At 68.2% G+C, this 26,334-nt stretch carries 26 protein-coding genes; 12 read left to right on the forward strand and 14 right to left on the reverse strand.

The features are described from left to right. Positions 1–77 precede the first annotated feature (77 nt). From QN239_RS16395 to QN239_RS16440, 10 genes are all read right to left on the reverse strand, one after another. Complete coding sequence (locus QN239_RS16395) at positions 78–2,276, reverse strand: malate synthase G (RefSeq protein ID WP_499011918.1); 2,199 nt, start codon at positions 2,274–2,276, stop codon at positions 78–80. 93 nt (positions 2,277–2,369) lie between these two features. Beyond that, positions 2,370–3,734, reverse strand: a complete 1,365-nt coding sequence (locus QN239_RS16400; RefSeq protein WP_499011921.1) for an alpha/beta hydrolase — start codon at positions 3,732–3,734, stop codon at positions 2,370–2,372. A gap of 86 nt (positions 3,735–3,820) precedes the next feature. Next, positions 3,821–5,008: a lipase family protein gene (locus QN239_RS16405; protein ID WP_499011923.1), complete on the reverse strand. Its 1,188-nt coding sequence runs from the start codon at positions 5,006–5,008 to the stop codon at positions 3,821–3,823. After that, entirely contained in the window at positions 5,005–5,889 is an 885-nt protein-coding gene (locus QN239_RS16410) for a 3-methyladenine DNA glycosylase (protein ID WP_499011925.1), read from the reverse strand. The genes QN239_RS16405 and QN239_RS16410 overlap by 4 nt, the downstream gene beginning before the upstream one ends. Further along, positions 5,882–6,931 (reverse strand): hemolysin family protein, encoded by a 1,050-nt coding sequence (locus QN239_RS16415; RefSeq protein ID WP_267289178.1) that lies wholly within the window; start codon positions 6,929–6,931, stop codon positions 5,882–5,884. Before QN239_RS16415 ends, QN239_RS16410 begins: the two co-directional genes overlap by 8 nt. Then, entirely contained in the window at positions 6,924–8,294 is a 1,371-nt protein-coding gene (locus QN239_RS16420; RefSeq protein ID WP_090361560.1) for a hemolysin family protein, read from the reverse strand. Before QN239_RS16420 ends, QN239_RS16415 begins: the two co-directional genes overlap by 8 nt. 230 nt (positions 8,295–8,524) lie before the next feature. Then, positions 8,525–9,961: a GuaB1 family IMP dehydrogenase-related protein gene (locus QN239_RS16425; protein WP_499011928.1), complete on the reverse strand. Its 1,437-nt coding sequence runs from the start codon at positions 9,959–9,961 to the stop codon at positions 8,525–8,527. Positions 9,962–9,986: 25 nt separating this feature from the next. Next, the gene (gene gnd / locus QN239_RS16430; protein ID WP_499011931.1) at positions 9,987–11,432 is read right to left on the reverse strand and encodes an NADP-dependent phosphogluconate dehydrogenase; all 1,446 of its coding nucleotides are present in this window, start codon (positions 11,430–11,432) and stop codon (positions 9,987–9,989) included. A gap of 73 nt (positions 11,433–11,505) precedes the next feature. Next, entirely contained in the window at positions 11,506–12,453 is a 948-nt protein-coding gene (locus QN239_RS16435) for a M56 family metallopeptidase (RefSeq protein ID WP_267289180.1), read from the reverse strand. Positions 12,454–12,467: 14 nt separating this feature from the next. After that, positions 12,468–12,884 carry a BlaI/MecI/CopY family transcriptional regulator gene (locus tag QN239_RS16440; protein WP_090360880.1) on the reverse strand — a complete coding sequence of 139 codons (417 nt, stop codon included), beginning with the start codon at positions 12,882–12,884 and terminating at the stop codon, positions 12,468–12,470. Positions 12,885–13,099: 215 nt separating this feature from the next. Here QN239_RS16440 and QN239_RS16445 point away from each other — a divergent pair, with 215 nt between their 5' ends. The 8 genes from QN239_RS16445 (at position 13,100) to QN239_RS16480 (ending at position 18,944) form a co-directional block, all read left to right on the forward strand. Continuing rightward, a complete protein-coding gene (locus QN239_RS16445; RefSeq protein WP_090360877.1) occupies positions 13,100–13,879 on the forward strand; it encodes an iron reductase in 780 nt (259 codons plus the stop codon). Positions 13,880–14,036: 157 nt separating this feature from the next. Beyond that, complete coding sequence (locus QN239_RS16450) at positions 14,037–14,438, forward strand: PaaI family thioesterase (protein ID WP_499011935.1); 402 nt, start codon at positions 14,037–14,039, stop codon at positions 14,436–14,438. A 72-nt stretch (positions 14,439–14,510) separates the two neighbouring features. Continuing rightward, positions 14,511–14,813 (forward strand): urease subunit gamma, encoded by a 303-nt coding sequence (locus QN239_RS16455; RefSeq protein ID WP_090360872.1) that lies wholly within the window; start codon positions 14,511–14,513, stop codon positions 14,811–14,813. A gap of 85 nt (positions 14,814–14,898) precedes the next feature. Then, complete coding sequence (locus QN239_RS16460; RefSeq protein ID WP_090360869.1) at positions 14,899–15,216, forward strand: urease subunit beta; 318 nt, start codon at positions 14,899–14,901, stop codon at positions 15,214–15,216. Further along, entirely contained in the window at positions 15,213–16,946 is a 1,734-nt protein-coding gene (locus QN239_RS16465) for an urease subunit alpha (protein ID WP_499011937.1), read from the forward strand. The genes QN239_RS16460 and QN239_RS16465 overlap by 4 nt, the downstream gene beginning before the upstream one ends. After that, on the forward strand, positions 16,946–17,608 hold the full coding sequence (locus QN239_RS16470; RefSeq protein WP_499011939.1) for an urease accessory protein UreF: 663 nt from the start codon (positions 16,946–16,948) through the stop codon (positions 17,606–17,608). The genes QN239_RS16465 and QN239_RS16470 overlap by 1 nt, the downstream gene beginning before the upstream one ends. A 25-nt stretch (positions 17,609–17,633) precedes the next feature. Then, a complete protein-coding gene (gene ureG / locus QN239_RS16475; protein ID WP_499016819.1) occupies positions 17,634–18,314 on the forward strand; it encodes an urease accessory protein UreG in 681 nt (226 codons plus the stop codon). 3 nt (positions 18,315–18,317) lie between these two features. Continuing rightward, positions 18,318–18,944 (forward strand): urease accessory protein UreD, encoded by a 627-nt coding sequence (locus QN239_RS16480; protein ID WP_499011940.1) that lies wholly within the window; start codon positions 18,318–18,320, stop codon positions 18,942–18,944. A gap of 40 nt (positions 18,945–18,984) precedes the next feature. On the opposite strand, the gene QN239_RS16485 is transcribed toward QN239_RS16480, so the two are convergent. The 3 genes from QN239_RS16485 to QN239_RS16495 form a co-directional block, all read right to left on the reverse strand. Next, entirely contained in the window at positions 18,985–20,364 is a 1,380-nt protein-coding gene (locus QN239_RS16485) for a type II NADH:quinone oxidoreductase Ndh (RefSeq protein WP_499011941.1), read from the reverse strand. 172 nt (positions 20,365–20,536) lie between these two features. Continuing rightward, complete coding sequence (locus QN239_RS16490; protein WP_499011943.1) at positions 20,537–21,463, reverse strand: LLM class F420-dependent oxidoreductase; 927 nt, start codon at positions 21,461–21,463, stop codon at positions 20,537–20,539. Between the two features lie 68 nt (positions 21,464–21,531). After that, positions 21,532–22,203, reverse strand: coding sequence for an SDR family oxidoreductase (locus QN239_RS16495; RefSeq protein WP_499011945.1), 672 nt, complete (start codon positions 22,201–22,203; stop codon positions 21,532–21,534). 129 nt (positions 22,204–22,332) lie between these two features. Between QN239_RS16495 and QN239_RS16500 the strand changes: the two genes are divergently transcribed. The 4 genes from QN239_RS16500 (at position 22,333) to QN239_RS16515 (ending at position 25,793) form a co-directional block, all read left to right on the forward strand. Then, positions 22,333–23,121 carry an ABC transporter permease gene (locus QN239_RS16500; protein ID WP_499011947.1) on the forward strand — a complete coding sequence of 263 codons (789 nt, stop codon included), beginning with the start codon at positions 22,333–22,335 and terminating at the stop codon, positions 23,119–23,121. After that, positions 23,118–24,200, forward strand: a complete 1,083-nt coding sequence (locus QN239_RS16505) for a sulfate/molybdate ABC transporter ATP-binding protein (protein ID WP_499011949.1) — start codon at positions 23,118–23,120, stop codon at positions 24,198–24,200. The genes QN239_RS16500 and QN239_RS16505 overlap by 4 nt, the downstream gene beginning before the upstream one ends. Before the next feature lie 199 nt (positions 24,201–24,399). Next, complete coding sequence (locus tag QN239_RS16510; protein WP_499011951.1) at positions 24,400–25,368, forward strand: APA family fibronectin-binding glycoprotein; 969 nt, start codon at positions 24,400–24,402, stop codon at positions 25,366–25,368. A gap of 125 nt (positions 25,369–25,493) precedes the next feature. Then, positions 25,494–25,793, forward strand: coding sequence for a GlsB/YeaQ/YmgE family stress response membrane protein (locus QN239_RS16515; protein ID WP_090360843.1), 300 nt, complete (start codon positions 25,494–25,496; stop codon positions 25,791–25,793). Position 25,794: 1 nt separating this feature from the next. Here the strand turns inward: QN239_RS16515 and QN239_RS16520 are convergent, their stop codons facing one another. Further along, positions 25,795–26,172 carry a hypothetical protein gene (locus QN239_RS16520; protein ID WP_499011953.1) on the reverse strand — a complete coding sequence of 126 codons (378 nt, stop codon included), beginning with the start codon at positions 26,170–26,172 and terminating at the stop codon, positions 25,795–25,797. Positions 26,173–26,334 lie beyond the last annotated feature (162 nt).

A 26,334-nucleotide genomic window follows, 5' to 3' on the forward strand; every position in this document is an offset into this window, starting at 1 on the left:
TTTGTACTCGTCGTGTCGATCGGCTACCCGTCGCGTCGCTTGCCCCGAAAAGTCTTCCGGGGCAAGCCGCTATCGAATCACGAACTGGCAGCGCGGGCTTTGAACTCCCGGCGGCGCCGGTGCAGGATCGGTTCGGTGTAGCCGTTGGGCTGCTGGCAGCCGGACAGCACGAGCTCCTGAGCGGCCTGGAAGGCAATACTGGCATCCGGGTCCGGCGCCATCGGCAGGTAGTCGGCGTCACCGGAGTTCTGCTCGTCGACGATGGCGGCCATCCGGCGCAGGCTGGCCTTCACATCCTCTTCGGTGATGACAGCGTGGCGCAGCCAGTTGGCCAGCAGCTGGCTGGAGATGCGCAGCGTGGCGCGGTCCTCCATCAGAGCGACGTTGTGGATGTCGGGCACCTTGGAGCAGCCGACGCCGGCGTCGATCCAGCGCACCACGTAGCCGAGGATGGACTGGCAGTTGTTGTCGACCTCCTCGCGGATCTCCTCCGGGGCCCAGGCCAGCTCGCCCGACAGCGGGATGGTCAGCAGCTCGTCGATGGTGGCCCGGGTCTTGCCCTTGAGCTCGGCCTGCACCGCGTAGACGTCCACCTCGTGGTAGTGCATGGCGTGCAGGGTGGCCGCAGTCGGGGAGGGCACCCACGCGGTGGTGGCGCCCGCCTTGGGCTGGCCGATCTTCTGCTCGACCATATCGGCCATCAGGTCGGTCATCGCCCACATACCCTTGCCGATCTGGGCCCGGCCGGACAGCCCGGTGGCCAGGCCGGTGTCGACGTTGGCGTCCTCGTAGGCCTTGATCCACGGCTGGGACTTCATGGCGCCCTTGCGGATCATCGGGCCGGCCTCCATCGAGGTGTGGATCTCGTCGCCGGTGCGGTCCAGGAAACCGGTGTTGATGAACACCACCCGGTTGGCCGCCGCCTGGATACACGCCTTGAGGTTGAGCGTCGTGCGGCGTTCCTCGTCCATGATGCCCACTTTGAGGGTGGCCTGCGGCAGGCCCAGCACGTCCTCGACGCGGCTGAACAGCTCGCAGGTGAACGCGACCTCGTCGGGCCCGTGCATCTTGGGCTTGACGATGTACACCGAGCCGGTGCGGCTGTTGAGATGCGGTCCGTTCTCGTCCGAGGACTTCAGGCCGTGGATGGCGATCAGACCGGTGAACAACGCGTCCTGGATGCCCTCGGGGATCTCGTTCTCGTCCGCATCGACGATGGCGTCGTTCGTCATCAGGTGGCCCACGTTGCGGACGAACAGCAGGCTGCGCCCGGGCAGCGACAATTCGCCGGCACCGTCGGGGCGGGTGAAGGTTCGGTCCGGGTTCAGCACGCGGGTGAAGGACTTGCCGCCCTTGCTCACCTCTTCGGCCAGGTCGCCGCGATTGAGCCCCAGCCAGTTGCGGTACCCGAGCACCTTGTCGTCGGCGTCGACGGCGGCCACCGAGTCCTCGAAGTCCATGATCGTGGTGATCGCCGACTCCAGCACGACATCCTTGATGCCGGCCGCGTCGGTGGAGCCGACGGGCGATTCGGGGTCCACCAGGATCTCGATGTGCAGGCCGTGGTTGACCAGCAGCACCGACCACGATGGCGAACCCAGTTCACCGGTGTAGCCGACGAACTGGTCGGCGTTGGCCAGGCCGACCGAGAGGCCGTCGCCGAGGGTCGCCTCGAGCCGGTGCTCATCATCGATCTTGAGCCCCGTGATCTCCGACCACGAGCCCGACGCCAGCGGCACGGCCTGGTCGAGGAAGTTGCGGGCGTAGGCGATGACCTTGTCACCGCGAACGCGGTTGTAACCGGTGCCCTTCTCGGCGCCGTCGTCCTCACTGATCACATCGGTGCCGTACAGCGCGTCGTACAGCGAGCCCCAGCGGGCATTGGCGGCGTTCAGCGCGAACCGGGCGTTGAGGATCGGCACCACCAGCTGCGGGCCGGCGGTGCTGGTGATCTCGGTGTCCACCCCGGAGGTGGTGATGGTGAAGTCCGCGGGTTCGGGCTGCAGATAACCGATTTCGGCGAGGAAAGCCTTGTAGCCGGCGGCGTCGAACTCGCCGATCAGCCGGGCGCGGTGCCACTTGTCGATCTGCGCCTGCAGGTCGTCGCGACGGGCCAGCAGATCCTGGTTCTTCGGCGCCAGGTCGGTGACGACCTTGTCGACACCGGCCCAGAAGCTGTCGGGATCTACTCCGGTGCCGGGCAGCGCCTCGTTGGTGATGAAATCGTGCAGCACCTTGGCAACCCGAAGATTCCCGACGGTCACGCGCTCGGTCATATTTCCTCCCTTAAACGTCGATCGAGTTTACCCGTGAGTAACCGCACCCAAAGAAGCAGGACCTGCGTTGAGTCCGCGGTCACACCGCCGGTGTCATCGCGGAGCACCGGGGAGGGCGACGGCGGGAACGTCCGGCGTTCCCAGCCGGCCGGCCAGCCAGGGCAGTGCGTCGGCGAACACCCGGGCCGCGGTGGTGAAGCTGTGGCCACCGTTTCCGGGCACCACGGCGCACTCGATGCCGTAGCCGCCGGCCATCGAGCACAGGTGCTGCGCCACGGCGTCGTGCTCGGTGTCGAGGCTGTCCGGGTCGACCGGAGCGGTCGGCGTGTCCGTCACCGCAGCCGGGCGGTACGTCGGCTGCCCCGGCCCCGATACCGCGAACCAGGCCGCGACACCGTCGTACGGGCCGTGCCGGGCCATCACCGTCTGCGGATCGAAAGCCAGGTAGGCGTCGAGGTCGCTGCCGAACAACCGCGCCACAGTCTGCGTCTTGGAGCCGGCATTGGGTCCCATCTGGCCGTCGATGTCCAGGAACGTGGAGAACATGTCCGGGTGCATCAGCGTCGTGGTCAGCGCGCAGGTGCCCCCGGCGGACCAGCCGGCGAAACCCCAGTGCGCCGCTTGTGGTCTGGCGCCGAAATGGGCGACGACGTAGGGCACCACACCCTTGATCAGGTGGTCGGCCGCGTTGCCGCGCGGTCCGTTGACACATTCCGTGTCGTTGATGAATTCGCCGCTGGTGTCGACGAACACGAGGATCGGTGCGTTGCCGCCGTGCTTGTCGGCAAAGGCGTCGGCGGTGGCCCTGGCCTCGCCGGTGGTCGGCCAGTCGCGGGGCGTCCCGAATTCGCCGCCGGCCATCATGATGGCGGGCAGCGCGGGGGGAGGGTTGCTGGCGAACCAGGCGGGTGGCAGATAGACCAGTTCGTCGCGGTGCCGGAAACCGGAGGCGTCGTCGGGAATCTTGACCGAGACCACGATTCCCGCGGTCGGCCGTTCCCCGCGGCGGAGCATGTCCTGCACCGTCGCCTCGTCGACCTCGTTGGGTAGGTGCGCTCCGGTCACCCGATCGGCCATGGCGCCGACCGTCGGAAGGTAGCCCGTCCATGCGTTGACGGTCATCGCGACGCACAGCACGCACAGGGGGATGGCGGCCAGCGCGGCGCTGCGACGACCCCAACGGGTGGTGCGCCAGTTGGTGATCGCCAGCACCACCACGAGGCCGGTCGCGGCCACCCACACCCACAGCGCCGGAACGGCGGGCCCGTCGGCCAGGGCCTGGGAGTGGATGAACCAGTACGTCACGCCCGCCAGCGCGGCGCCGCAGGTGATTCCGAGCAGGATCCAGTGCAGCCAGAACCTGCTCGGCGTTCGCCAGATGACGACGACGATGACCAACACGGCGACGGCCTGGATCACGATCGGCAGCCATCCGTGGGTCAAAGGCAGGTCATTCACCTAGCCCAAGGTAGCCCGGCAAAGCGACAGGGTTTGCGCAGCAGCCGGTGCACCGGCATCGGATCTGCTGTGATGTCGCCCGGTGTTTACTGTGGGCATTCATTTTGGGCGGCAACCGAATTGAAACGATCGGCAAGCCAACCGAGTGCCTGGGCAGGGTCGGCCTGGGCGCGTGTGCCGAACATCACGGTGTCGCCTATCCCACATGCGCGGGCCAGGGCGCGATCGGTCCACGCCTGCGGAATCAACGCATCGGGCCCATCGGGTACCACCAGCATCGGTGCCGCGATGGGTCCCTGCGGCAGTGAGGTCTTCTTCAGGTAGGCGCGCAAGGCGTCCGCGGCATCGGTGGTGGCCGGGCGCAGATCGTCCGGGTTCATCTCCGAGATGACCTTGGTACGTTCCGCCGACGACCCGCCGGTGCAGCCGCTGAGCGCGTCCCAGTCGGCCTTGACCACGCCGCGGCGGTAGTCGTCGATGTGGAAATCGTTGTACTGGTTGGCCAGCGCGGACAGGTATTGGTGCAGGGTCAGCATCTGGTCTTTGGTGAGGCTGCCCGCCGCAGCGCTGTCGGCCAGACCCTCGATGGCGGCGGTGGGCGCCACGGCCACCACGCCCACCAATTGTCCGCCGAGGCCGTAGTCGGCCGCGAGTTCGTCGGCAGCCCATACCGCCTGGCCGCCCTGTCCCGTCCCGTAGCCGGCCCAGCGTCCGGAGGTGCCCGGCACGAGTTTCTCGGTGGCGCGCACCGCGTCCATCACGTTGTAGCCGGCGGTGGTCGAATCCAGGAATGGATGCGGAGAGCCCTCCAGCCCGAGACCCTGGTAGTCCGGCACCGCGACGACGTATCCGGCATCGACGAAGGTCTCGGCCGTCGGCGCCAGACCGCGCAGCGTCGGGGACCACGATGGCGCGCATTCGGTCTCGCTGCCGGTGTTGGGGTGGCCCACCACCAGGATCGGCCAGCCACCCTGAGGCGCAGTGCCTTTGGGCACCAGGACGGTGCCGGACACGTTCACCCCGGTGTCGCCGACACCGGATGTGGAGGTGTACACGATGCGGGCCGCGAGCGCGGTCTTCTTGCGCAGCACCGGATCGAGGTTCGGCAGCGCATCGGCCGAGACCAGGGTGCCCGGGCCGGAACCGCCGAAATCACCCGGGAGTGCGGGGCCGAACGTCGGTGTCGGCTTGGCTGCGGGCGCCGGATGCCCGCAACCGGCGAGCAGCAAGGTCGCCGATATCAGTACGGCCACGGCCGCGCGGGCACGCCTCACCCCGGCACTCTTTCCGCCCGGTCGCCGGCGATCATGCCGCGGCAGTGGTCGCGCAACGCCGTCCGCAGTTCGGCGGCCCGCCGGGCCACCTCCTGCTGGTGCCGGACGTAATCGGTCCTGCCGGAGGTGGTCTCGATGCGGATCGGCGTGATCCCGTACCCGGTCAGGTCATACGGACTGGCCCGCATGTCCAGCAGCCGGGCCGTACACGCGAGCTCGAAGCAGTCCATCAGCATCTCCGACGGGACCAGCGGGCCGAGCTTGTAGCACCACTTGTACAAATCCATGTTGGCGTGCACACACCCCGGCTGCTCGTGCCGCAGCTGCGCGTCCCGGCTGAGCTGTTCGGCGTTGCGTCCCACGGCCGCGTCGGTGAAGAACCGGTAGGCGTCGAAATGGCTGCAGCGCAACGGCATCGACTCCAGCACCTGATCGGTGTGGTGGGGGTCCAAGCGAAGCGGGACGCCGTTGTGGCGGACCTCCCGGCTGCGATACACCATGGCCCACTCGTGCATCCCGAAACAGTTGAGCCGGGCCGGCCGGTCCGCGGTGGCGGTCAACAGATCGGCGATGAAGGTGACAGTGCCCAGGCGTGACGCGAGGACGTCTGGGCTCAGCGTGACCGCGGACCCGGCCTGCCGGTACCCGGTGCGCCGGAGGAATTTCCCGGCGGCCGCACCGTCGAGTGCGGTCCCGTACCCCGGATGCCATCGGGCCAGCTGACGCGGCCGGAAGCTGTAGTAGGTGAACAGGAAATCCCACACCGGATGGCTCTGGCCGGTCTGTGCCCTGGTGCGGTGCGGGCCGAGCAGCCGGTCGACCCGGTCGGTGTGCCGGCGTTCGCGCGCAGTCCACTCGGCCTCGTCGAGCACATCAGACACGGTGGGTTCCGTCGCGCACGGTCCCGACCAGGTCCTCGACCAGGTCCTCCAGCGCCACCACCGCGGTGATCCTGTCCTCGACCGTGACCAGGGCCAGATGGCTCTTGTTGCGGCGCATCCGGGACAGCGCTTCGGGCACCGACAGCGAGGCCGGCATCTTGATGAGCGGGCGCACCATCGACGCGTCGAGTACCGCATCCGGATCGTCGATCAGCGCCAGCACGTCCTTGATGTGCAGATAGCCGAGCACGGTCCCGCTGGGGTCGGTGACCGGGAAGCGCGAATAACCTGTCTCGGCGAGCGCACTTTGCACCGCTCCCACGGTAGGTCCGGATCCCGGGGCGGCCACCGGTATCGCGCGGATCCGGCTGAGCGGGATGGCGATATCGGCGATGACGCGGTTGCTGATCTGCAGGGCCCGGGTGAGCCGCGTGTGCTCCTCGTGGTCGAGCAGACCCTCGGAGCGGGACTCGGCGATCATCGCCGACAGTTCGACGGTCGACACCGCGACGTCGAGTTCGTCCTTGGGTTCCACCCCGAGCGTGCGCAGCGTGGTGTTGGCCGCCCAGTTGTAGAACGCGATGAACGGTTTGGCCAGCCGGATGTAGGCCAGGTACGGCGGCACGAGCAGCATCGCCGCCGTCTCCGGCCCGGCGATCGCGATGTTCTTCGGCACCATCTCACCGAGCAGCACGTGCAGGGTCACCACCACGGCCAGCGCCACCACGAACGAAACGGTGTGCAGCACCGCCTCATCGACGCCCAACAGCGTGAACGGTTTCTCCAGCAGGTGCGCGACGGCGGGCTCGCCCACCCGGCCCAGCAGGATCGAGCAGATGGTGATGCCCAGCTGCGCGCCCGCCAGCATCAGCGACAGGTTCTCCGCGGCGTGCATCACGGTGACCGCCCGTTTCTTGCCCTGCTCGGCGAGCGCCTCGAGGCGGTCACGGCGGGCTGAGATCAGCGCGAACTCGGCGCCCACGAAGAAGGCGTTGGCGCCCAGCAACAGCACGGTGAGGACGACGGCAAGCAGATCACCCATGGCGCGGCTCCCGGTTTCCGGTGTCGTCCTTGGGGCCCAATTCGGTCAGTTCGAGAAGGTCGATCCGTCGACCGTCCATCCGCAGCACCGTGGCCTGCCAGAGCACCGGTTCGTCCACGCTGTCGGGATCGAAGGCGCGCAACTCGACGGTGTCGCCGACTTCGGGGATGCGGCCCAGTTCCTGCAGTACGAGTCCGCCGATGGTTTCGTAGTCGCCGTCGGCGGCCCGGAACGGTGTCTCCGAGTCGACCTCGTCGATGCGCAGCAGGCCGGACACCTGCCATCCGGTGCGCACGTGCACCACATCCGGGGTGGCGTCATCGTGTTCGTCGCGGACGTCGCCGACGATCTCCTCGATGAGGTCTTCGACGGTGACCATGCCTGCGGTGCCACCGTATTCGTCGACCACCATCGCGGTCTGCAGGCCGTTGGCGCGGATCTGGGTCATCACCGCGTCACCGTCGAGGGTGGACGGGACGGTCGGCACCGGGAGCGCCAGGGTGGCGAGCCGGGTACCGGCTCGTTCGCCCGGCGGCACCTCGAAGATCTGCTTCACGTGCACCATGCCGATGGTCTGGTCGAGGTCACCCTCGACGATCGGGAATCTGGAGTGCCCGGTGCGCATCGCGGCCTCGACGAGATCGGCCACCGTGTCATCGGCTTCCAGGGTCTCGATCAACTGGCGCGGGGTCATCAACTCTTCGGCCGACCGCTCACCGAACTGCAGCGAACGGTCGACCAGCAAGGCGGTGTCCTGGTCCAGCGAGCCACTGCGCGCCGAGTTGCGTACCAGCGACACGAGTTCCTGCGGGGAGCGCGCCGAGCGCAGCTCCTCGGCCGGCTCGATACCGAGCCGGCGCAGGATCCAGTTGGCGGTGCCGTTGGTCGCGTTGATCACCGGGGTCAGGGCTTTGGCGAAGTACCACTGCGGGGCGGCGGCGAAGCGTGCGGTCGGCAACGGCTTGGCGACGGCGAGGTTCTTGGGCACCAGCTCGCCGAAGATCATCGAGACGGAGGTGGCGATCAGCAGCGCCAGCGCCAGCGCGATGCCGTCGATCATTCCGGCGGGAATCCGGATCGCCGCGAGCGGGGCGTGCAGCAGCCGGGCGACGACCGGTTCGGCCAGGTAACCGGTGGCCAGCGTGGTGATCGAGATACCGAGCTGGGCGCCGGACAGCTGGAACGACAGCGTGCGATGGGCCTTGCGGATGAACTCGTCACGCCGGCCGCCGGTGCGGGCGTTTTCCTCGACGGTGCTGCGCTCCAGCGCGGTGAGGGAGAACTCGGCCGCCACGAACAGCGCGGTGCCGGCCGTCAGCGCGATGAACGCGAGCAGGGACAACAACGTGATGGTGGGACTCATCGCGATCTCACCGCACTGAGGCCGGGCCACGCGCCCGGCCGACTAGTGGAGGGGTCGGCGTCACCGGATTCACCGGCGGGGTCTAAAGCCCCGGGAACCCCCGAGCCCATGTCGAAACCGTGGGCTTCCACGGGTGCCTGTGGCACGGGATCCCTTTCGCTAAATCGGCGCAGCACTGTGCATTGCGCCGGGAAGACTCAATGGTAGCGTGCCCTGCCCGCGGCCCGGGCTCACCAACCGCTGGGTAGCGGATGCCCCTCGGCGAACCCGGCGGCCGACTGCACCCCGAGGATCACCTTGTCGTACAGCTCGGGCAGGGACGCGGCGCCGACGTAGGTGCAGGTGCTGCGCACACCCGAGGTGATGTGGTCGAGCAGATCCTCCACGCCGCCGCGGGCCGGATCCAGCGCCATCCGCGAGGTCGAGATGCCCTCCTCGAACAACGCTTTACGGGCCCGGTCGAACGCGCCGTCACCGGCTGTGCGCGCGGCGACGGCCCGCTTGGACGCCATGCCGTAGCTCTCCTTGTAGGGCAGGCCGTCGCGGTCGCGCAGCAGATCGCCCGGGGATTCGTAGGTGCCGGCGAACCACGAACCGATCATCACGTTGGACGCGCCCGCGGCCAGCGCGAGCGCCACGTCGCGGGGATGCCGCACACCGCCGTCGGCCCACGCATGTGCACCGAGTTCCCTTGCTGCAGCCGCACATTCGACGACAGCGGAGAACTGGGGACGTCCGACGCCGGTCATCATCCGGGTGGTACACATGGCGCCGGGTCCGACCCCGACCTTGACGATGGTGGCGCCGGCGTTGATCAGGTCGCGGGTACCCGAGGCGGACACCACGTTGCCCGCCACGATGGGCAGACCGAGGTCGAGGGCCGCCACCGTCGCGATCGCGTCCAGCATCTTGGCCTGGTGGCCGTGGGCGGTGTCGATGACGAGCAGGTCGGCACCGACCTCGGCCAGCCCGCGCGCCTTGGCACCGACATCGCCGTTGATCCCGACCGCGGCGGCGATGCGCAACCGGCCGCGGCTGTCGACGGCGGGGGCGTAGATCCCGGCGCGGATGGCCCCGGTGCGGGTGAGCACGCCGGCGAGTTCGCCGTCGGGCCCGGTGAGCACCGCGACATCGACGGGCGCGTGCTCCAGCAGATCGAACACCTTGCGGGGGTCGGTGCCGACGGGTGCGGTGACGAAATCGGTCAGCGCGACATCCTGGACCCGGGCGAACCTGTCGACGCCGGCGCAGCCGGCCTCGGTGATCAGGCCGACCGGGCGGTTGCGGTCGACCACGACCGCGGCGCCGTGGGCCCGCTTGTGAATCAGCGCCATCGCATCCGAGACCGCGCTGTCGGGGGCCAGGGTGACCGGGGTGTCGGCCACCAGGTCCCGGCTCTTGACGAAGTCGACCGTCCCGGCGACCGCGGCCAGCGGCACATCCTGTGGCAGCACGACGATTCCGCCTCGGCGGGCCACCGTTTCGGCCATCCGGCGACCGGCGACCGCGGTCATGTTGGCGACCACCACCGGGATGGTGGTGCCGGACCCGTCGACGGTCGACAGATCGACGTCGAACCGGGACGCGACATCGGTACGTCCCGGCACGACGAAGACGTCGTTGTAGGTCAGGTCATAGGGCGGCGTGTGTCCAGGTAAGAACTTCACGTGCTCAGTCTAGGTTTCCGCGCGCTCAGGCCTCGACCTCGCTGCGGTCCCCGCTCCACAAGGTGTGGAACTTCTGGCCCTCGGGCGCATCGGTGCGGCCGTAGGTGTGCGCGCCGAAGAAGTCCCGCAGTCCCTGGGTCAGGGCCGCGGGCAGCCGCTCGGTGCGCAGCGCGTCGTAGTAGGACAGGGCCGAGGCGAAGCCGGGAACCGGGATGCCCAGTTCGGTGGCCTTGACCACCACCCGCCGCCAGCTGTCGATCCCGGCCTCGACGGCGTCGCGGAAGTACGGCGCGGCGATCAGGGTGGCCAGGTCGGGATCGTCGTCGTAGGCCTCCTTGATCCGGTTGAGGAACTTGGCCCGGATGATGCAGCCGCCGCGCCAGATGGTGGCCATATCGCCGAGGGTGATGCCCCAGTTGTATTCGGCGCTGCCGGCCTGAATCTGGTTGAACCCCTGGGCGTACGCGATGATCTTCGAGGCGTACAGCGCCTTGCGCACGTCCTCGATGAATTGCTTCGCCTCGCTCGGCTTCTCCCCGAGGGTGCCGGAGGCCAGGCCCGTTGTGGCCTTGCGCTGGGCGACCGAACCCGACAGCGCGCGGGCGAACACCGCCTCGGCGATACCGGTCACCGGCACACCGAGATCGAGTGCGGATTTGACCGTCCAGCGGCCGGTGCCCTTCTGCTCGGCCTCGTCCACGATGACGTCGACCAGCGGCCTGCCGGTCTTGGCGTCCACCTGGCGCAGTACCTCGGCGGTGATCTCCACCAGGTAGCTGTCCAGATCGCCCTTGTTCCACTCACTGAACACATCGGCGATCTGGCCGGCCTCCAGGCCCAGCCCGTCGCGCAGCAGTTGGTAGGCCTCGCCGATCAGCTGCATATCGGAGTACTCGATGCCGTTGTGCACCATCTTGACGAAGTGACCGGCGCCGTCGGGACCGATGTGGGTGCAGCACGGCACGCCGTCGACGTGGGCGGAGATCTCCTCCAGCAGGGGGCCCAGCGACTTGTAGGACTCGGCGGGTCCGCCGGGCATGATCGACGGCCCGTTGAGGGCGCCTTCTTCGCCGCCGGAGATCCCGGCGCCGACGAAGTGCAGGCCGCGTTCGCGGATTGCCTTCTCGCGGCGGATGGTGTCGGTGTAGAGCGCGTTGCCGCCGTCGATGATGATGTCGCCCGGCTCCATGGCGTCGGCGAGTTCGTTGATGACGGCATCGGTCGGGTCACCGGCCTTGACCATGATGATCACCCGGCGCGGTTTCTCCAGGGCGTCAAGGAATTCCGCGATCGTCTCGCTGCGCACGAACTTGCCCTCGGAGCCGTGCTCGGCCAGCAGTGCGTCGGTCTTGGCGATCGACCGGTTGTGCAGCGCCACGGTGTAGCCGTGGTGGGCGAAGTTGCGGGCGAGATTGGAGCCCATCACGGCCAGGCCGGTGACTCCAATTTGGGCGGTGCCGGTTTGGGTCATGCAGACGCCTTTCGTTGTTTTGTTGTGCGACGCGCTCGATGGAACAGGGGCAGTGCTGCGCGGAAATTCATGCCTAGTTGGCGAACAACCGATGCAACTCGGTCAGCCACGGGATGGCCAGCGCGAGCGTGGGCAGTACCAGGATGGCCGCCGCGCTCAGGTAGGCCGCGACCGCCAGCACCAGACTATTGCCCTCGCCGCCGAGCCGCCGGACGCGCAGGACCGTCGTCGGTCCCCCCGCGGCCAGCGCACCCGATGGGGTCCGGCCGGCAGCGCAGGCGACCAGCGCACGGGCCAGGGGAGTCGGCCCGGTGACGCGGACGGCGGCGTCGTCGGCGAGCAGTTCGATCAGCAGCCGGACGGCGTCGAGGGCATTGGCGCTACGGACGAACCGCGGAAACGCCGCGTGCACCGCGGTGAACATCTCCAGCACCAGATCGTGGCGGGCCCGCAGGTGGGCACTCTCGTGGCTGAGGATGGCGTCGATCTCGGCTTCGGAGAGGGTGGTCAGGGCGCCTTCGCTGACGACGACCCGGCTGCGCACCCCGGGCAGGCAGTAGGCCATCGGCTGGGCCACACCGAGCACGCGCAGGCCACTGGGGCGCCGCGCCGGTGCCGGGATGGCGTCGCGGGACATGCCCACCAGGTCGACCAGCATGCGGTGGTGCGCGCGGCGCCGCCGGGTGGCGACCGCGACGGCGAGCACCGACACGATGAGCCGGGCGCCGATCATCAGGGTCACGGCGAACACGGCGACGTACAGCAGCCACAGGGGCCAACCCAGGGCGACGATCTCGCTGGTCAGGGTGGCGGTGGGCTTACCGTCCGGTCCGGGCACCAACAGCCTGCTGGCGATCGCGATACCCGCCGAGAAGGCCGACAGGACGGCGGCCAGTGCGATGGCCTGCCAGAGCACGATGGCGGCGCGGGGAGCGCGCTGTGGCCAGGACGCACGCGCGAGCAGCGCCGGCACGGGACCGACGAGCAACAACGCGACGATGGAGAAGGCCAGCGCGGACACGCCGCTAGTGTCTCTCAGCCGGTGGTCGAATTACCAGCGGGCGGCGCAATATCGTGCTTGGCCTCCAACTCGGCCAGTGCACGACGCAGCGCGGCGGCTTCACCTGCGCCCACTCGTTCGACGAAATGCACCAGTGCCGCCTCGCGGCTGCCGGAGTCGGCGGCCTGGTCCAGCGCATCGACCATGAGGCCCGCGACCAGCTCGTCGCGACCATGGGTGGGGGCGTAGCGGTGCGCCCGGTCATCGCGATGCTGGATGACCAGATTCTTCTTCGCCAGCCGCTGCAGCACGGTCATGATCGTCGTATAGGCGAGATCGCGGCGTGCCGCGAGTGCCTCGTGCACCTGCCGGACCGTCTGCGGCTCGCGCGAGGTCCAGAGGTGATCCATCACCTCACGCTCGAGTTCACCGAGCCGCGTCAACTTGGCCATATTCCGTTCCACTCCTGAGCAATCAAACAAGCCTACTACGCGTTTACTACCGAGCGTCGTATCCAATTTCCGTGCCTGGTCCAACGTGTGGGACTGCGCTCTCCGTTCCCGGTCACGTGCCGTTTCCGTGTGGTCTGTGAGTCGAGTCACAGCTTTTGGCCTCCTTGTTAGGTGTGACTATAGTAAGGCTAACCTAACTGAACGAGGAGGTGCGGATGACGGTCGTGGTCGACGACCCGCTGATTGCCCGGATGTCGATTCGGCGGGCCCTGCCGCTGCATGAATCGAGCCGGCGGCTTCGCGAGTTGTATCCGGAGTGTCCGCGTGTCTACGGCGTCGCGGTGATGGGCGATCTGTCCCGGCGACGCTGGTGGCCGCTGGCGGAAGTGCTCACGACCGACCGTTTGCAGCACATGTTCGACGCGGCGGTGGCCGAGACCGACAGCCGTGCGGCGGTGGCCCAGCAGTTGGCCGCCACCCTGGCCCACGTCGTGGTCGGCCGCGTGGTCCCGCTGATCGTGCTGGAGGGCCGGGCCTGGGACACCGGCCTGGAGAACCTGTGGGTGCACGTCGACTCCGAAGGTGCCATCGACTGGGTGGGCGTGGTCGATCCGACGCTGCGCGCGCTGCCCGATGACCCACACCTGGCCACCCGCTCGAGTGTGGGCGCGGTGCGCACCACCCGGGACGGGATCGTGATGCTGCCCAGCGAGGGGGCGCTCACGACATGGGTGGCCCATCGCAGTCACCGCGCGTTGAGCCCGCTGTTCGCCAAGCTCGTCGAGGTGACCGAGGGGGCGATGTCCGTGGCCGCCATGTGGAACGTGGTCGGCACGGCCGTGGTCAGTGCCGCCACTCAGGTGCCCTTGCTGGCCGGCTCCAGTGAGCTGACGAGCATGCGCCGCAGCCAGGCCATCCTGGACGCGCTCGTCGGATTCGGTCTGCCGGTCCGCGGCACGAGCCGGGTGTCGATCGGGAAGGCCTTGCAAAATTAGGCAAGCCTTGCCTACTATGTTCATGCGAGGCTAACGGACCGAGCCGGAGTCCTGAGGGCTGCAGAGACCCCCGGTCCACTCGAAGGATGGGCCCCGCGCACACCGTGCGCGGGGCCCATCCGCATTTCGGTGTGTGGCCCGTGTAGACAAGAGTGCTGTGACGGCATCTGGACTCGACCGCCTCGGCAAGGGCTTCGACAACGAACTCGGACTGAAATATCTGGAGGTCACGCCGGACGGCGGACGCGCCCAGCTGACGATCACCGACAAGGTGCTCCAGCCATGGGGCATCGTGCACGGTGGTGTGTACTGCGCGATCGTGGAGAGCCTGGCCAGTGTGTCCGGCCACGTCTGGCTCGCCGAGCACGGCGGCGGCACCGTGGTGGGGGTCAACAACAACACCGACTTCCTGCGCGCCATCAGCTCCGGCACGGTCACCGCGGTCTCCACACCGATCCACCGGGGCCGACGCCAGCAACTGTGGCTCATCACCATCACCGACGAGAACGACAAGCTGGTCGCCCGCGGGCAGGTCCGGCTGCAGAACGTCGAAGGGTAGCCGCGGGCGACAAACCCGATCGATTGCCATGAGCGCTGCTGATTGCCGCGCGCCATGGCAATATCGCGCACTATGCGTTTAACGCCGCATGAACAAGAGCGGTTACTCATCTCCTACGCGGCCGACCTGGCACGGCGACGTCAGGCGCGCGGTCTGAAGCTCAACCACCCCGAGACGGTGGCGCTGATCACCGATCACATCCTCGAAGGTGCCCGCGACGGGCGCTCGGTGGCCGAACTCATGGTCAGCGGACGCGATGTGCTCACCCGCGAGCAGGTGATGGAGGGCGTGCCGGAGATGTTGCACGACGTGCAGGTCGAGGCGACCTTCCCCGACGGCACCAAGCTGGTCACCGTCCACCATCCGATTCCGTGAGGCGGTTCCATGATTCCCGCAAGTGAGAAGCCGAAGGCGGATCACGCATGATTCCCCCAAGTGAGAAGCCGAAGGCGGATCACGCATGATTCCGGGCGAATTCTTCTACGGCGACGGCGAGATCGCGCTCAACGCCGATGCACCTCGACTGACCCTCGATGTCGTCAACACCGGTGACCGTCCGGTCCAGGTGGGCAGCCACGTGCACCTGCCGCAGGCCAACGCCGCACTCGACTTCGATCGTGCCGCCGCGCACGGGCACCGACTCGACATCCCGGCCGGCACCGCCGTCCGATTCGAACCCGGCATCGCCCAACGGGTTTCGTTGGTCCCGCTGAGCGGCACCCGCGAGGTGTACGGGCTGTCCCTCACCCCGCCCGGCAGATTGGACCCGCACCAGTGAGCTCACTGTCCCGCGAGCGCTACGCCGCCCTGTTCGGTCCCACCACCGGCGACCGGATCCGGCTGGCCGATACCGACCTGCTGATCGAGATCACCGAGGATCGCAGCGGTGGGCCCGGCCTGGCCGGTGACGAGGCCGTGTTCGGGGGCGGCAAAGTGCTGCGCGAATCGATGGGGCAGTCCCGGGCGACCAGAGCCGATGGGGCGCCCGACACCGTCATCACCGGCGCGGTCATCCTCGACTACTGGGGAATCATCAAGGCCGATGTCGGCATTCGCGACGGCCGCATCGTGGCGATCGGTAAGGCGGGTAACCCCGACATCATGTCCGGCGTGCATCCGGACCTCGTCGTCGGTCCGTCCACCGAGATCATCGCGGGCAACGGCCGCATCCTCACCGCCGGGGCCATCGACTGCCACGTCCACCTGATCTGCCCGCAGATCATGGAGGAAGCCCTCGGCGGGGGGATCACCACCATCATCGCCGGGGGTACCGGACCTGCCGAGGGCAGCAAGGCGACCACCGTCACCCCCGGGTCCTGGCATCTGGCCCGGATGCTGGAATCGCTGGATTCCTGGCCACTGAACGTGGCACTGCTGGGTAAGGGCAACACCGTCAGCGCCAAGGCCATGTGGGAGCAATTGCGCGGTGGCGCAGCCGGATTCAAACTGCACGAGGATTGGGGCACCACGCCGGCCGCGATCGATGCCTGCCTGACGGTGTCCGAGGCCGCCGGCGTGCAGGCCAACATCCACACCGACACCCTCAACGAGGCCGGCTTCGTCGAGGACACGCTGGCCGCGATCAAGGGCCGCGGTATCCACGCGTATCACACCGAAGGCGCCGGCGGCGGCCACGCACCCGATATCGTCACCGTTGCCTCGCACCCGAATGTGCTTCCGAGTTCGACGAATCCGACTCGGCCGCACACGGTCAACACCCTCGATGAGCATCTGGACATGCTGATGGTGTGCCACCACCTGAACCCCAGCATTCCGGAGGATCTGGCCTTCGCGGAGAGCCGGATCCGGCCGTCGACGATCGCCGCCGAGGATCTGCTGCACGATATCGGCGCCATCTCGATGATCGGCAGTGACGCCCAGGCGATGGGCCGCATCGGCGAGGTGGTGCTGCGCACCTGGCAGACCGCCCATGTGATGAAGAAGCGCCGCGGCGCGCTCAGCGGAGATATCGCCGGTGCCAAGGGAAATGACAACAACCGCGCCCGGCGCTATGTCGCCAAGTACACGATCTGCCCGGCCGTCGCGCACGGTCTGGATGACGAGATCGGCTCCGTCGAGGTCGGCAAGCTCGCCGACCTGGTGCTGTGGGAACCTGCGTTCTTCGGGGTGCGCCCGCATGCGGTGCTCAAGGGCGGGATGATCGCCTGGGCGGCGATGGGGGATGCCAATGCGTCGATTCCGACGCCTCAGCCCGTGCTGCCCCGGCCGATGTTCGGTGCGACTCCGGTGGCGGCCGCCGCCACCTCGGTGCATTTCGTGGCCCCGCAGGCCATCGAGGACGGCCTGGCCGACCGTCTGGACATCCGACGAAAACTGGTGGCGGTCAAGAACGTCCGCAAGATCGGCAAGGCGGATATGCCGCTCAACGATGCGCTGCCCCGCATCGAGGTGGATCCGGACACCTTCACGGTGCGTATCGACGGTGACGTGTGGGCCGAACAACCCGCGGCCGAACTACCCATGGCGCAGCGCTACTTCCTGTTCTGATGAGTTTCGATTTCCCGTCGCTTCACTCGCCTGGGTTGGCAACCCTTCTGGCACTGGCGGATTCACGGCTGCCGACCGGCGGGCACGTGCATTCCGGCGGGATGGAAGAGGCGATCACCGCGGGGCTGGTGATCGACCTGGCGACGTTACAGGCCTACCTGCGGCGCCGGATCCGCAGCCAGGGGCTGGTGACCGCGTCGCTGGCGGTGGCGGTGCAGACGGGCACACTGACCGTCGCGGCCGCCGATGCCGAAACCGACGCCCGCACCCCGGCGCCGGCCGCGCGGGCGGCCTCCCGAGCGCAAGGGCGCGGATTGACCCGGTTGGCCAAGCGCGTGTGGCCCGAACATGATTGGCGGCCGGTGGGCACCAAACCGCATCTCGCGGTGGCCGCCGGCGTCGTCGGCGTCGCGGCTTCGGTGGCCCCCGAGCACACGGCGCTGTCACTGGTCTACACGACGATGACCGGCTCGGCGACCGCGGCGCAGCGACTGCTGGCCCTGGACCCGGCCGATGTCGCGGCACTGACCTTCGAACTGTCGCCATTGTGTGAGCAGACCGCTGCTGCGGCGGTCAATGAGCTAGCCGACTTGTCCGACCCCCTGCTCGACGTGCTCGCACAACAGCACGCCGCACGCGAGCGACCCCTGTTTGTTTCCTGAAGTTCGAGAGCTGATGAGGACCGATATGCCACCGCATTTCATCGACGGACAACCGCACAGTCACTCCGACCGGCCCAAGCGGGTACGGCACGCGGGGGAGCCGCTGCGCATCGGCATCGGGGGGCCGGTCGGCTCCGGTAAGACCGCGCTGACCGCCGCCCTGTGCCGGCAGCTGCGCGACGAGTTGTCGCTGGCGGTGCTGACCAACGACATCTACACCACCGAGGACGCCGACTTCCTGCGCCGCCACGCCGTGCTGCCCGACGAACGCATCGCCGCCGTGCAGACGGGCGGCTGCCCGCACACCGCCATCCGCGACGACATCACCGCCAATCTCGACGCGATCGACGATCTGATCGAGACGAATCCGGGTCTCGATCTCATCCTCGTCGAATCCGGTGGCGACAACCTCACGGCCACCTTCTCCTCAGGTCTGATCGATGTGCAGATCTTCGTCATCGACGTCGCCGGTGGGGACAAGGTGCCGCGCAAGGGTGGCCCGGGGGTGACGTTCTCAGATCTGTTGGTGATCAACAAGACCGATCTCGCTCCGATGGTCGGTGCGGATCTGGAGGTGATGCGCCGGGACTCCACCGCGGTGCGGGGAGACCGGCCGTTCGTCCTCATCTCGCTCACCGAGGATCCCACCGCCGGCCCGGTGCTGCGCTGGGTGCACGAGCAACTGCAGGTTCCGGTCTCGGGCTAGCCCATGCATTCCGACATCCTGCTGGTGGCACAGCCCGACCGCGGTCCGCGCATCGAATGCAGTGGTGCACTGGCGGCCCGTCGAACCGCCGCCGACACCGTACATCTGCTGTCCGCGGCGGCCACCCCGCTCGGGGGTGACACCATTTCCGTGCGGATCGTGGTGGAGGCCGGGGCCCGGCTTCGGGTGCGATCGGCGGCGGCCACGATGGTGCTACCCAGTGCGACCACCGTCGAGTCGCACAGCGCATGGGACCTGCAGGTGGACGGCGAACTCGATCTGGACCTGCAACCCACCGTCATCGCGGGCGGCTCCCGCCATGCGGCGGGGACCCGGCTCCGGTTGGGAACCACGGGCCGGGCCAGGGTGCGCGAAAGCGTCCAGATCGGCAGATCGGGGGAGTCCGACGGGTATTGGACGGGAGCGCTGCACGCCGATGTGGACGGTGTGCCGCTACTGCGGCACCGCGTCGAGTTGGGCGCGGCGGCGGTGGCCGATGACGAACTCGGCAGTCCCCGCGCATGCGTCAGCGAATTGCGGTACCCGCAAACGAGTTTCGAGAGCCCGGGGACGGTCCTCGAACTCGCCGCGGGCGGTTGCCTGGCGACGTGGCAGGGCGCGCGGCTCTGATCAATACCTGGTCGCTGCGCTCCCGCCCGCCGGTGACCGGTTAGCTCGCCCGCTCCTGTTCGACCGCCGCGGCGATCTCCTCGAGCTGGTCGATTCTGGTGCGGGCGTAGGCCTGCTGCTCAGTGATGGTCAGCTGGCCGCGCTGCCGGCTCAGGAACGTCACCGCCCACGACAACAGCGTGGCGACCTTGGTCTTGAAGCCGACCAGATAGATCAGGTGCAGCCCCAGCCAGGCCAGCCAGGCGATGAAACCGCTGAACTCCAGCTTGCCGACCTTGGCCACCGCATTCCACTTCGACACCGTGGCCATCGAGCCCTTGTCGAAGTACTTGAACGGCACGCGCGGCTTGGGGATGGTGCCGTGCTGGCGGGCCTTGGCCTCGTTCTTCAGGATGGCCGCGACGTACTTGCCGCCCTGGATGGCGCCCTGCGCCATACCGGGGACGCCCTCGACGAAGGCCATATCGCCGATGACGAAGACATTGGGGTGGCCCGGGATCGACAGGTCGGGATTGACCTTGACGCGCCCGGCCCGATCGATCTCGGTATCGGACTGCGCAGCCAGCTCCTTGCCCAGCGGGCTGGCCTGCACACCGGCCGACCACACCTTGCACGCCGACTCGATACGCCGGATCGACCCGTCCTTGTCCTTGACGGTGATGCCGTTGCGGTCGACGTCGGTGACCATCGCGTTGAGCTGGATCTCGACGCCCATCTTCTCCAGGCGCTCCTTGGCCCGCAGGCCCAGTTTCTCACCCATCGGCGGGAGCACGGCCGGTGCAGCGTCGAGCAGGATGACGTGCGCCTCGGTCGGGTCGATGTGCCGGAAGCTGCCCTTGAGTGTCTGGTCGGCCAGCTCCTGGATCTGGCCGGCCATCTCCACGCCGGTCGGGCCGGCGCCGACGACGACGAACGTCAGCAACTTCTTGCGGCGTTCGGGGTCGCTGGACCGTTCGGCCTGCTCGAAGGCGCCGAGGATGCGGCCGCGCAATTCCAGCGCATCGTCGATGGTCTTCATGCCGGGCGCCCACTCCGCGAAGTGGTCGTTACCGAAGTAGGACTGCCCCGCGCCGGCCGCCAGGATCAGCGTGTCGTAAGGGGTGCTGTAGGTGTGGCCCAGCAGAACCGACTCGACCGTCTTGCGCTCGAGATCGACATGCGTGACATCACCGAGCAGCACCTGCGCGTTGTCCTGTTTGCGCAGGATCAGGCGCGTCGGCGGGGCGATCTCACCCTCGGAGATGATGCCGGTGGCGACTTGGTAGAGCAGCGGCTGAAACAGGTGATGCGTGGTGCGCGCGATCAACTTGATGTCGACGTCGGCGCCCTTGAGCGCCTGCGCGGCGTTCAATCCACCGAACCCCGAGCCGACGATGACGACCTTATGCCGATCCGATGCCGTGGCTCCGGGGTGGCTCATTGCTGCTCCTAGCGGACGTACTTTGTCAATACAACCTCTAGGGTAGTCGGTACCGATTCAGTCAGTGCGGTGAGATGGCGCACTGCACTGAGTGTTCACCCCCGAGTCGCTTCGCTCCTGGCCGCCGGGACTGTTCACCCCCGAGTCGCTTCGCTCCTGCCCGCCGGACTGTTCACCCCGCGATCAGCGGCCGCAGCGCCTCGCCCACCGCCGCCACGCCGCCGGGGGTGTAACCACCGATGGTGAAGGCGCTCAGGATGACGCCGTCGACGCCCGCGTCGTACACCTTCTCCTTGAGCTGCTCGGCCACCTGCTCGGGTGAGCCGTACACCGCCTGCTGCTTGAACTCGTCCGGGATGATGTCCACGGTGTACTGCTCGCCGATGAGGGCGATAGCCAGCACGCTGGTCTCCAGCGTCGCCGGGTCGCGGTCGATCTTCTCGCAGTTCTCCTTGACCACAGCCACCTTGCGGGGCAACTCGTCGAAGCCGGCGATGATGTTGAGGTGGTCGAAGTGCCGGGCCGCCAGCGGGATCGTCTTCTTCTCGCCGCTTCCGCCGATCATCAGCGGAATGTGGTCGCGGAAGCGGGGATTCGCGAAGGCTTCCTGGGTTTTGTAGTAGGTGCCGTCGAATGTGACACGGTCGCCCTTGAGCATCGGCAGGATGATCTCGAGGGCCTCGTCGAGCTTCTTGAACCGCTCGGTGAACGTACCGAACTCGTAGCCGAGGCTGTCGTGTTCCAACTCGAACCAGCCGGTCCCGATGCCCAGGATGGCGCGGCCCTGGCTGATCACGTCCAGGGTGGTGATGGCTTTGGCCAGCAGCGTGGGGTTGCGGTAGGTGTTACCGGTCACCAAGGTGCCCAGCTGCACCTTCTCGGTGGCGGTGGCCAGGGCGCCGAGCGTGGTGTACGCCTCGAGCATCGGCTCCTCGGGAGCGCCGAGGCCGGGCAGTTGGTAGAGGTGGTCCATCACGAAGACGGAGTCGAACCCGGCCTGTTCGGCCTCCCGCGCCTGCGCGATGACGGTGGGGAAGAGTTCGGAAACGCCTGTGCCGTAGGAGAAATTGGGGATCTGAAGTCCGAGTCGAATCGCCATGGGACTTACGTAACCACACCGAAGCGGAGAGGGCACCCCGTTTAGCTGCGGGCGAACGCGGGAATATCTCAGCCGAAGTTGGCGAGCGCGCCCTGGCTCACGTGCAGTGTCTGTCCGGTGATGTGCCGGGCCGACTGGGTGGTGAGGAACAGCGCCAACCGCGTGATCTCGTCGGCGACCGACGGTGTCGTCTCGGCGGCACCGTCGTACCCGGGCTCGGCGCTCTTGCCCGTGGCCACCGCATTCACGGTGATCCCACGGATTCCGTAATGGGCCGCCTGGCCGGCGGTCCAGTTCGACAGCGCGGCCTTGATCGCGGCGTCGGCGCTGCCCTCGGCCGGAGTACCGGGAACGACGTTGATGATCGATCCGCCCGAGCTCAGCTGATCGCCGAGCACCTGGACGGTCAACACCGCGGACAGCAGGGTCGCGTCGAGCGTCTGGCGCCAGGCCGCGGCGCGGTCGGCAAGGGTGAAGGTGCGCGGGTCTTTGGCCACCTGTGCCGGTGCGGGCACGTTGACGATGCAGTCAAGGTGCAGGGGAAACGCTTCGCGCGCCGCTTCGAGGCTGGCCGGATCGGTGTTGTCGACGACCACGAAGTTCGCATCGAGCTCTTTGGCGAGGACTTCGAGATCGTCGCGGCGAACACCCGCGAGCACCACGTTGTGGCCCTCATCCCGGAAGCCGGTGGCGACCACGCGGCCGAGCTCGGTATCGCCGCCGGTGAGCAGCACCTCCATGTGGTTACCTCCTTGTTCAGCGCTGAACACAGCGAGTCGAAACGATGTTACTGGACAGTAGCTAGGCCGCGAAATCTGACGCGCCACATGAGCCCGCCGGCTGCTGGTCGGTCGCCTAGGGTTTGGCCCATGGGGCTGCCGCGCTGGATCTACCTCCCGGCCGCGGTGGGCACCCTGTTCGTGCTGCTGCCGCTGGTGGCGATGGCGGCCAAGGTCGATTGGCTGCACTTCTGGTCGCTGATCAGCAGCCACGCCTCGCTGACCGCGTTGGAACTGAGCCTGCGCACCTCCGCCGCGAGCACAGCGATATGTGTGGTGCTGGGCGTCCCCATGGCGCTCGTCCTGGCCCGGAGCCCGTCTCGACTGATCGGGGCGCTCCGGCCGGTGATCTTGCTTCCGCTGGTGTTGCCACCCGTCGTGGGCGGAATCGCGCTGCTGTACGCGTTCGGCCGGCTGGGTCTGCTCGGCCGCTATCTGGAGGCGGCCGGTGTCCAGATCGCGTTCACCACCGTGGCGGTGGTGCTGGCGCAGACCTTTGTCTCGCTGCCGTTCCTGGTGATCGCCCTGGAGGGGGCGGTGCGCACCACGGGCGCCGACTACGAGGTGGTTGCGGCGACGCTCGGGGCCCGCCCGACCACGGTGTGGCGACGGGTCACACTGCCCTTGCTCGCGCCCGGTCTGCTGTCCGGCTCGGTGCTGGCCTTCGCGCGGTCCCTGGGTGAATTCGGTGCGACGCTGACCTTCGCCGGATCGCGGGAGGGCGTCACCCGAACCCTGCCGCTGGAGATCTACCTGCAGCGGGAGAGCGATGCCGACGCGGCCGTGGCGCTGTCAGTGCTGCTGGTACTGGTGGCGGCACTGGTGGTGATCGGACTCGGCGCGCGGCGGTTGCGGCCCACCTCATGGCAGGCCACATGAGCGGGCTCGAGGTCAGCGTGCAGGTGACCCCCCGCGATGTTCGGCTCGACCTCACCGTCGCCGCGGGTCAGGTGCTCGCCGTTCTCGGCCCCAACGGGGCGGGTAAATCGACGCTGCTGCATGTGCTGGCCGGTGTGGTGCGGCCCGACCACGGGACGGTGCGTGTCGGTGCCCGGACGCTGACCGACTGTGCCGGCGGTATCCACGTGGCCACCCATGACCGGCGGGTCGGGTTGCTGATGCAGGAGGCGTTGCTGTTCCCGCACCTGAACGTACGAGACAACGTTGCGTTCGGCCCGCGCAGTGGAAAACGGTTGAGCCTCAAGGATTCCCGGGGCGTTGCCGAATCATGGCTGACCGAGGTGGGGGCCGGTGAGCTGGCCGGGCGGATGCCGCGGCAGCTGTCCGGGGGACAGGCGCAGCGGGTGGCGCTGGCGCGGGCGCTGGCCGCCGAACCCGACCTGCTGCTGCTCGACGAGCCGATGGCCGGTCTGGACGTATCGGTGGCGACGGCGATACGCGCCGTCCTTCGCCGGGTGCTCACCCGGGACGGGCGGACGGCGATCCTGGTCACCCACGACCTTTTGGACGTGGTGGCGCTCGCCGATCAGGTGGCGGTGGTGGAGGCGGGCCGGGTGGTGGAGTTCGGTCCCGTCGCGCAGGTCCTGGCCGCTCCGCGCAGCGTGTTCGGTGCTCGGTTCGCCGGGGTGAATCTGGTCCGCGGGCGCTGGCAAGCGGACGGGGCGCTGCGTACCGACTGGGATACGCACTGGCACGGCTGCCCGGAGTCGGGGATGGCGGCCGGTGATCCGGCGGTGGCGGTGTTCGCGCCGGCGGCGGTGGCGGTCTACCGCGAGGTGCCACACGGTAGCCCGCGCAATGCGGTGGAGGTGACGGTGGCCGAGCTGGACAGCCGCGGACCGTCGATCCGGGTGCGGGCCACGCCGCAACCCGACGGCGCGCCGGGCTTGGCGGCCGATATCACCGCAGAGGCGGCCGCCGAATTGCGACTGGCGCCGGGGGAACGGGTCTACTTCACGGTGAAGGCGCAGGAACTGAGAATCCAGCCGGCGTCGTAACAACCCGCTCGATGGCGGCGAAATACCGGATGAAACCCACCCCGCCGGCACGGGGTGGCGCAGCCATGGCCGCATCCGGACAGCTACATGTGGTAGTGCACTTTGTCACGAGTTTCATTGCGGTCAGCTACTTCCCAGATGGGCACTATAAGAGCAACTCACACTTGCGTCACGGCTGTAACACGGTATTTTCGTCCCCATGAATCAGCCGGACGTGCGCTCGTCACACCGCAAGCGCCTATCGACCGCACTGGCGATTGCGGCCGCAGCCGCACTGACGCTCCCCATCGCGGTGTCCCATGCCGACCCGGTACCCCCGGCCCCGACGCCGGCGCCGGCACCTGCGGACCCGAATGCGACACCGGCGCCCGCGCCTGCGCCCGCCGACCCGAACGCCACCCCGGCACCCGCGCCCGTCGATCCCAACGCGCCCCCGGTCGATCCGAACGCCCCGGCCCCGCCGCCGCCCCCTGCACCGGAGCCGGGCCGGGTCGACAATGCGGCCGGTGGTTTCAGTTACGTCGTTCCGCCCGGCTGGAAGGTGGCCGACGCCACCCAGCTGTCCTACGGCCAGGCGCTGCTGACCAAGATTCCGCCCGCCGGCACCGAGCCCACACCCGCCCAGGGCACCGCAGCGCAGCCGGCCAACGACACCAGCGTGCTGCTCGGCCGGCTGGACCTGAAGCTGTTCGCCGGCGCCGAATCCGACAACGCGAAGGCGGCCGCGCGGCTGGCTTCCGATATGGGTGAGTTCTTCATGCCGTTCCCCGGCACCCGGATCGGCCAGGAGACGACACCGCTGGCCGCCGGTGATCTGACCGGCTCCGCGTCCTACTACGAGGTGAAGTTCACCGACACGACCAAGCCGACCGGTCAGATCTGGGCCGGCGTCGTCGGTGCGCCCAACCCGGCGGGCGTGCCGCGCGGGCAGCGTGCCCCCTCGCGCTGGTTCGTCGTGTGGCTGGGCACCGCCAACCATCCCGTGGACAAAGCCGCCGCCACCGCGCTGGCACAGTCCATCCGCCCCTGGAGCCCGCCGCCGCCCCCGGCGCCGGACCCGAATGCGCCGCCACCGCCGGTCGATCCCAACGCACCGCCGGCCAGGCCGGGTGTCGGCGTGCCGGTGCCCGTGACGAACGCACCGCCGGAGATGATGCCGCAGGGCTGAGTCCCAGGGCTGATATGTGACGAATGTGCCCGTTTCACAGGCCCAATCGTGACCTGATCCGGGTAGACCGGAGAGCGACTCGGCATTCGGCCGGGTCGCACCGGTGGTAGGCAGGAGACCAGCACATGGAAATCGTTGCAGCTACTGAGTTCTTGGCCCGTTCGACCACGCAGACCAGCGTGGGCTGGATCGGCTACATCATCATCGGAGCGATCGCCGGCTGGATCGCCGGCAAGATCGTCAAGGGCGGCGGCTCCGGGATTCTGTTGAACATCGTCATCGGTGTCGTCGGCGCCTTGATCGGTGGATTCCTGCTGAGCTTCTTCCTCGACACCGCGGCGGGCGGCTGGTGGTTCACGCTGTTCACCGCCGTCCTCGGATCGGTGATCCTGCTGTGGATCGTTGGTTTGGTCCGCAAGAACTGACTCACAGGGCGGCCAGCACGCCGCGCAGGGCGGCGTTGAGACTGGCCGGCCCGGGTCGGTAGAACGGCCCGCGGCCGTCGGCAAGCAGGATGCGCAAGCGGGCCATGCCGCGAACGCGTACCGGTTGCGGCCCACGCAGCCGGAATGTCAGCTCGTCGATCAGGTCCGCCGCGGCGGACAAAGCTGCCGCATGCACCGGGACCCGGAAACTGACGCCTCCTGCGCTGGATCGCCGGGTCGGGTTCAGTGCGTCGGCCAATTGCTCGCGCTCACCGCGCGACGTGATCCGCCGCATGTGCGCCGCCAGCGGGCTGTCAGCGATCACCACGGTGCCGGGGGTGGCGCGTTCGATCTGCTGATCCCACCGGGCGGCGAACATCCGGGCGCGGATGCGCGTCCCAACTCCTATGTGGACGGGCCTGCTTGTTCGCGGCTCAACCGAGGTCGTCATCATCGGTGTCCCTTCCCACGAACGTGACCTACAAAGACGCTATACCGGTCATGAATGACCAGTCAACATGTTTTGCTGGTCACTTTGGGA

The organism is Mycolicibacterium sp. Y3, from assembly GCF_051188035.1.
GTDB lineage: Bacteria > Actinomycetota > Actinomycetes > Mycobacteriales > Mycobacteriaceae > Mycobacterium > Mycobacterium fluoranthenivorans.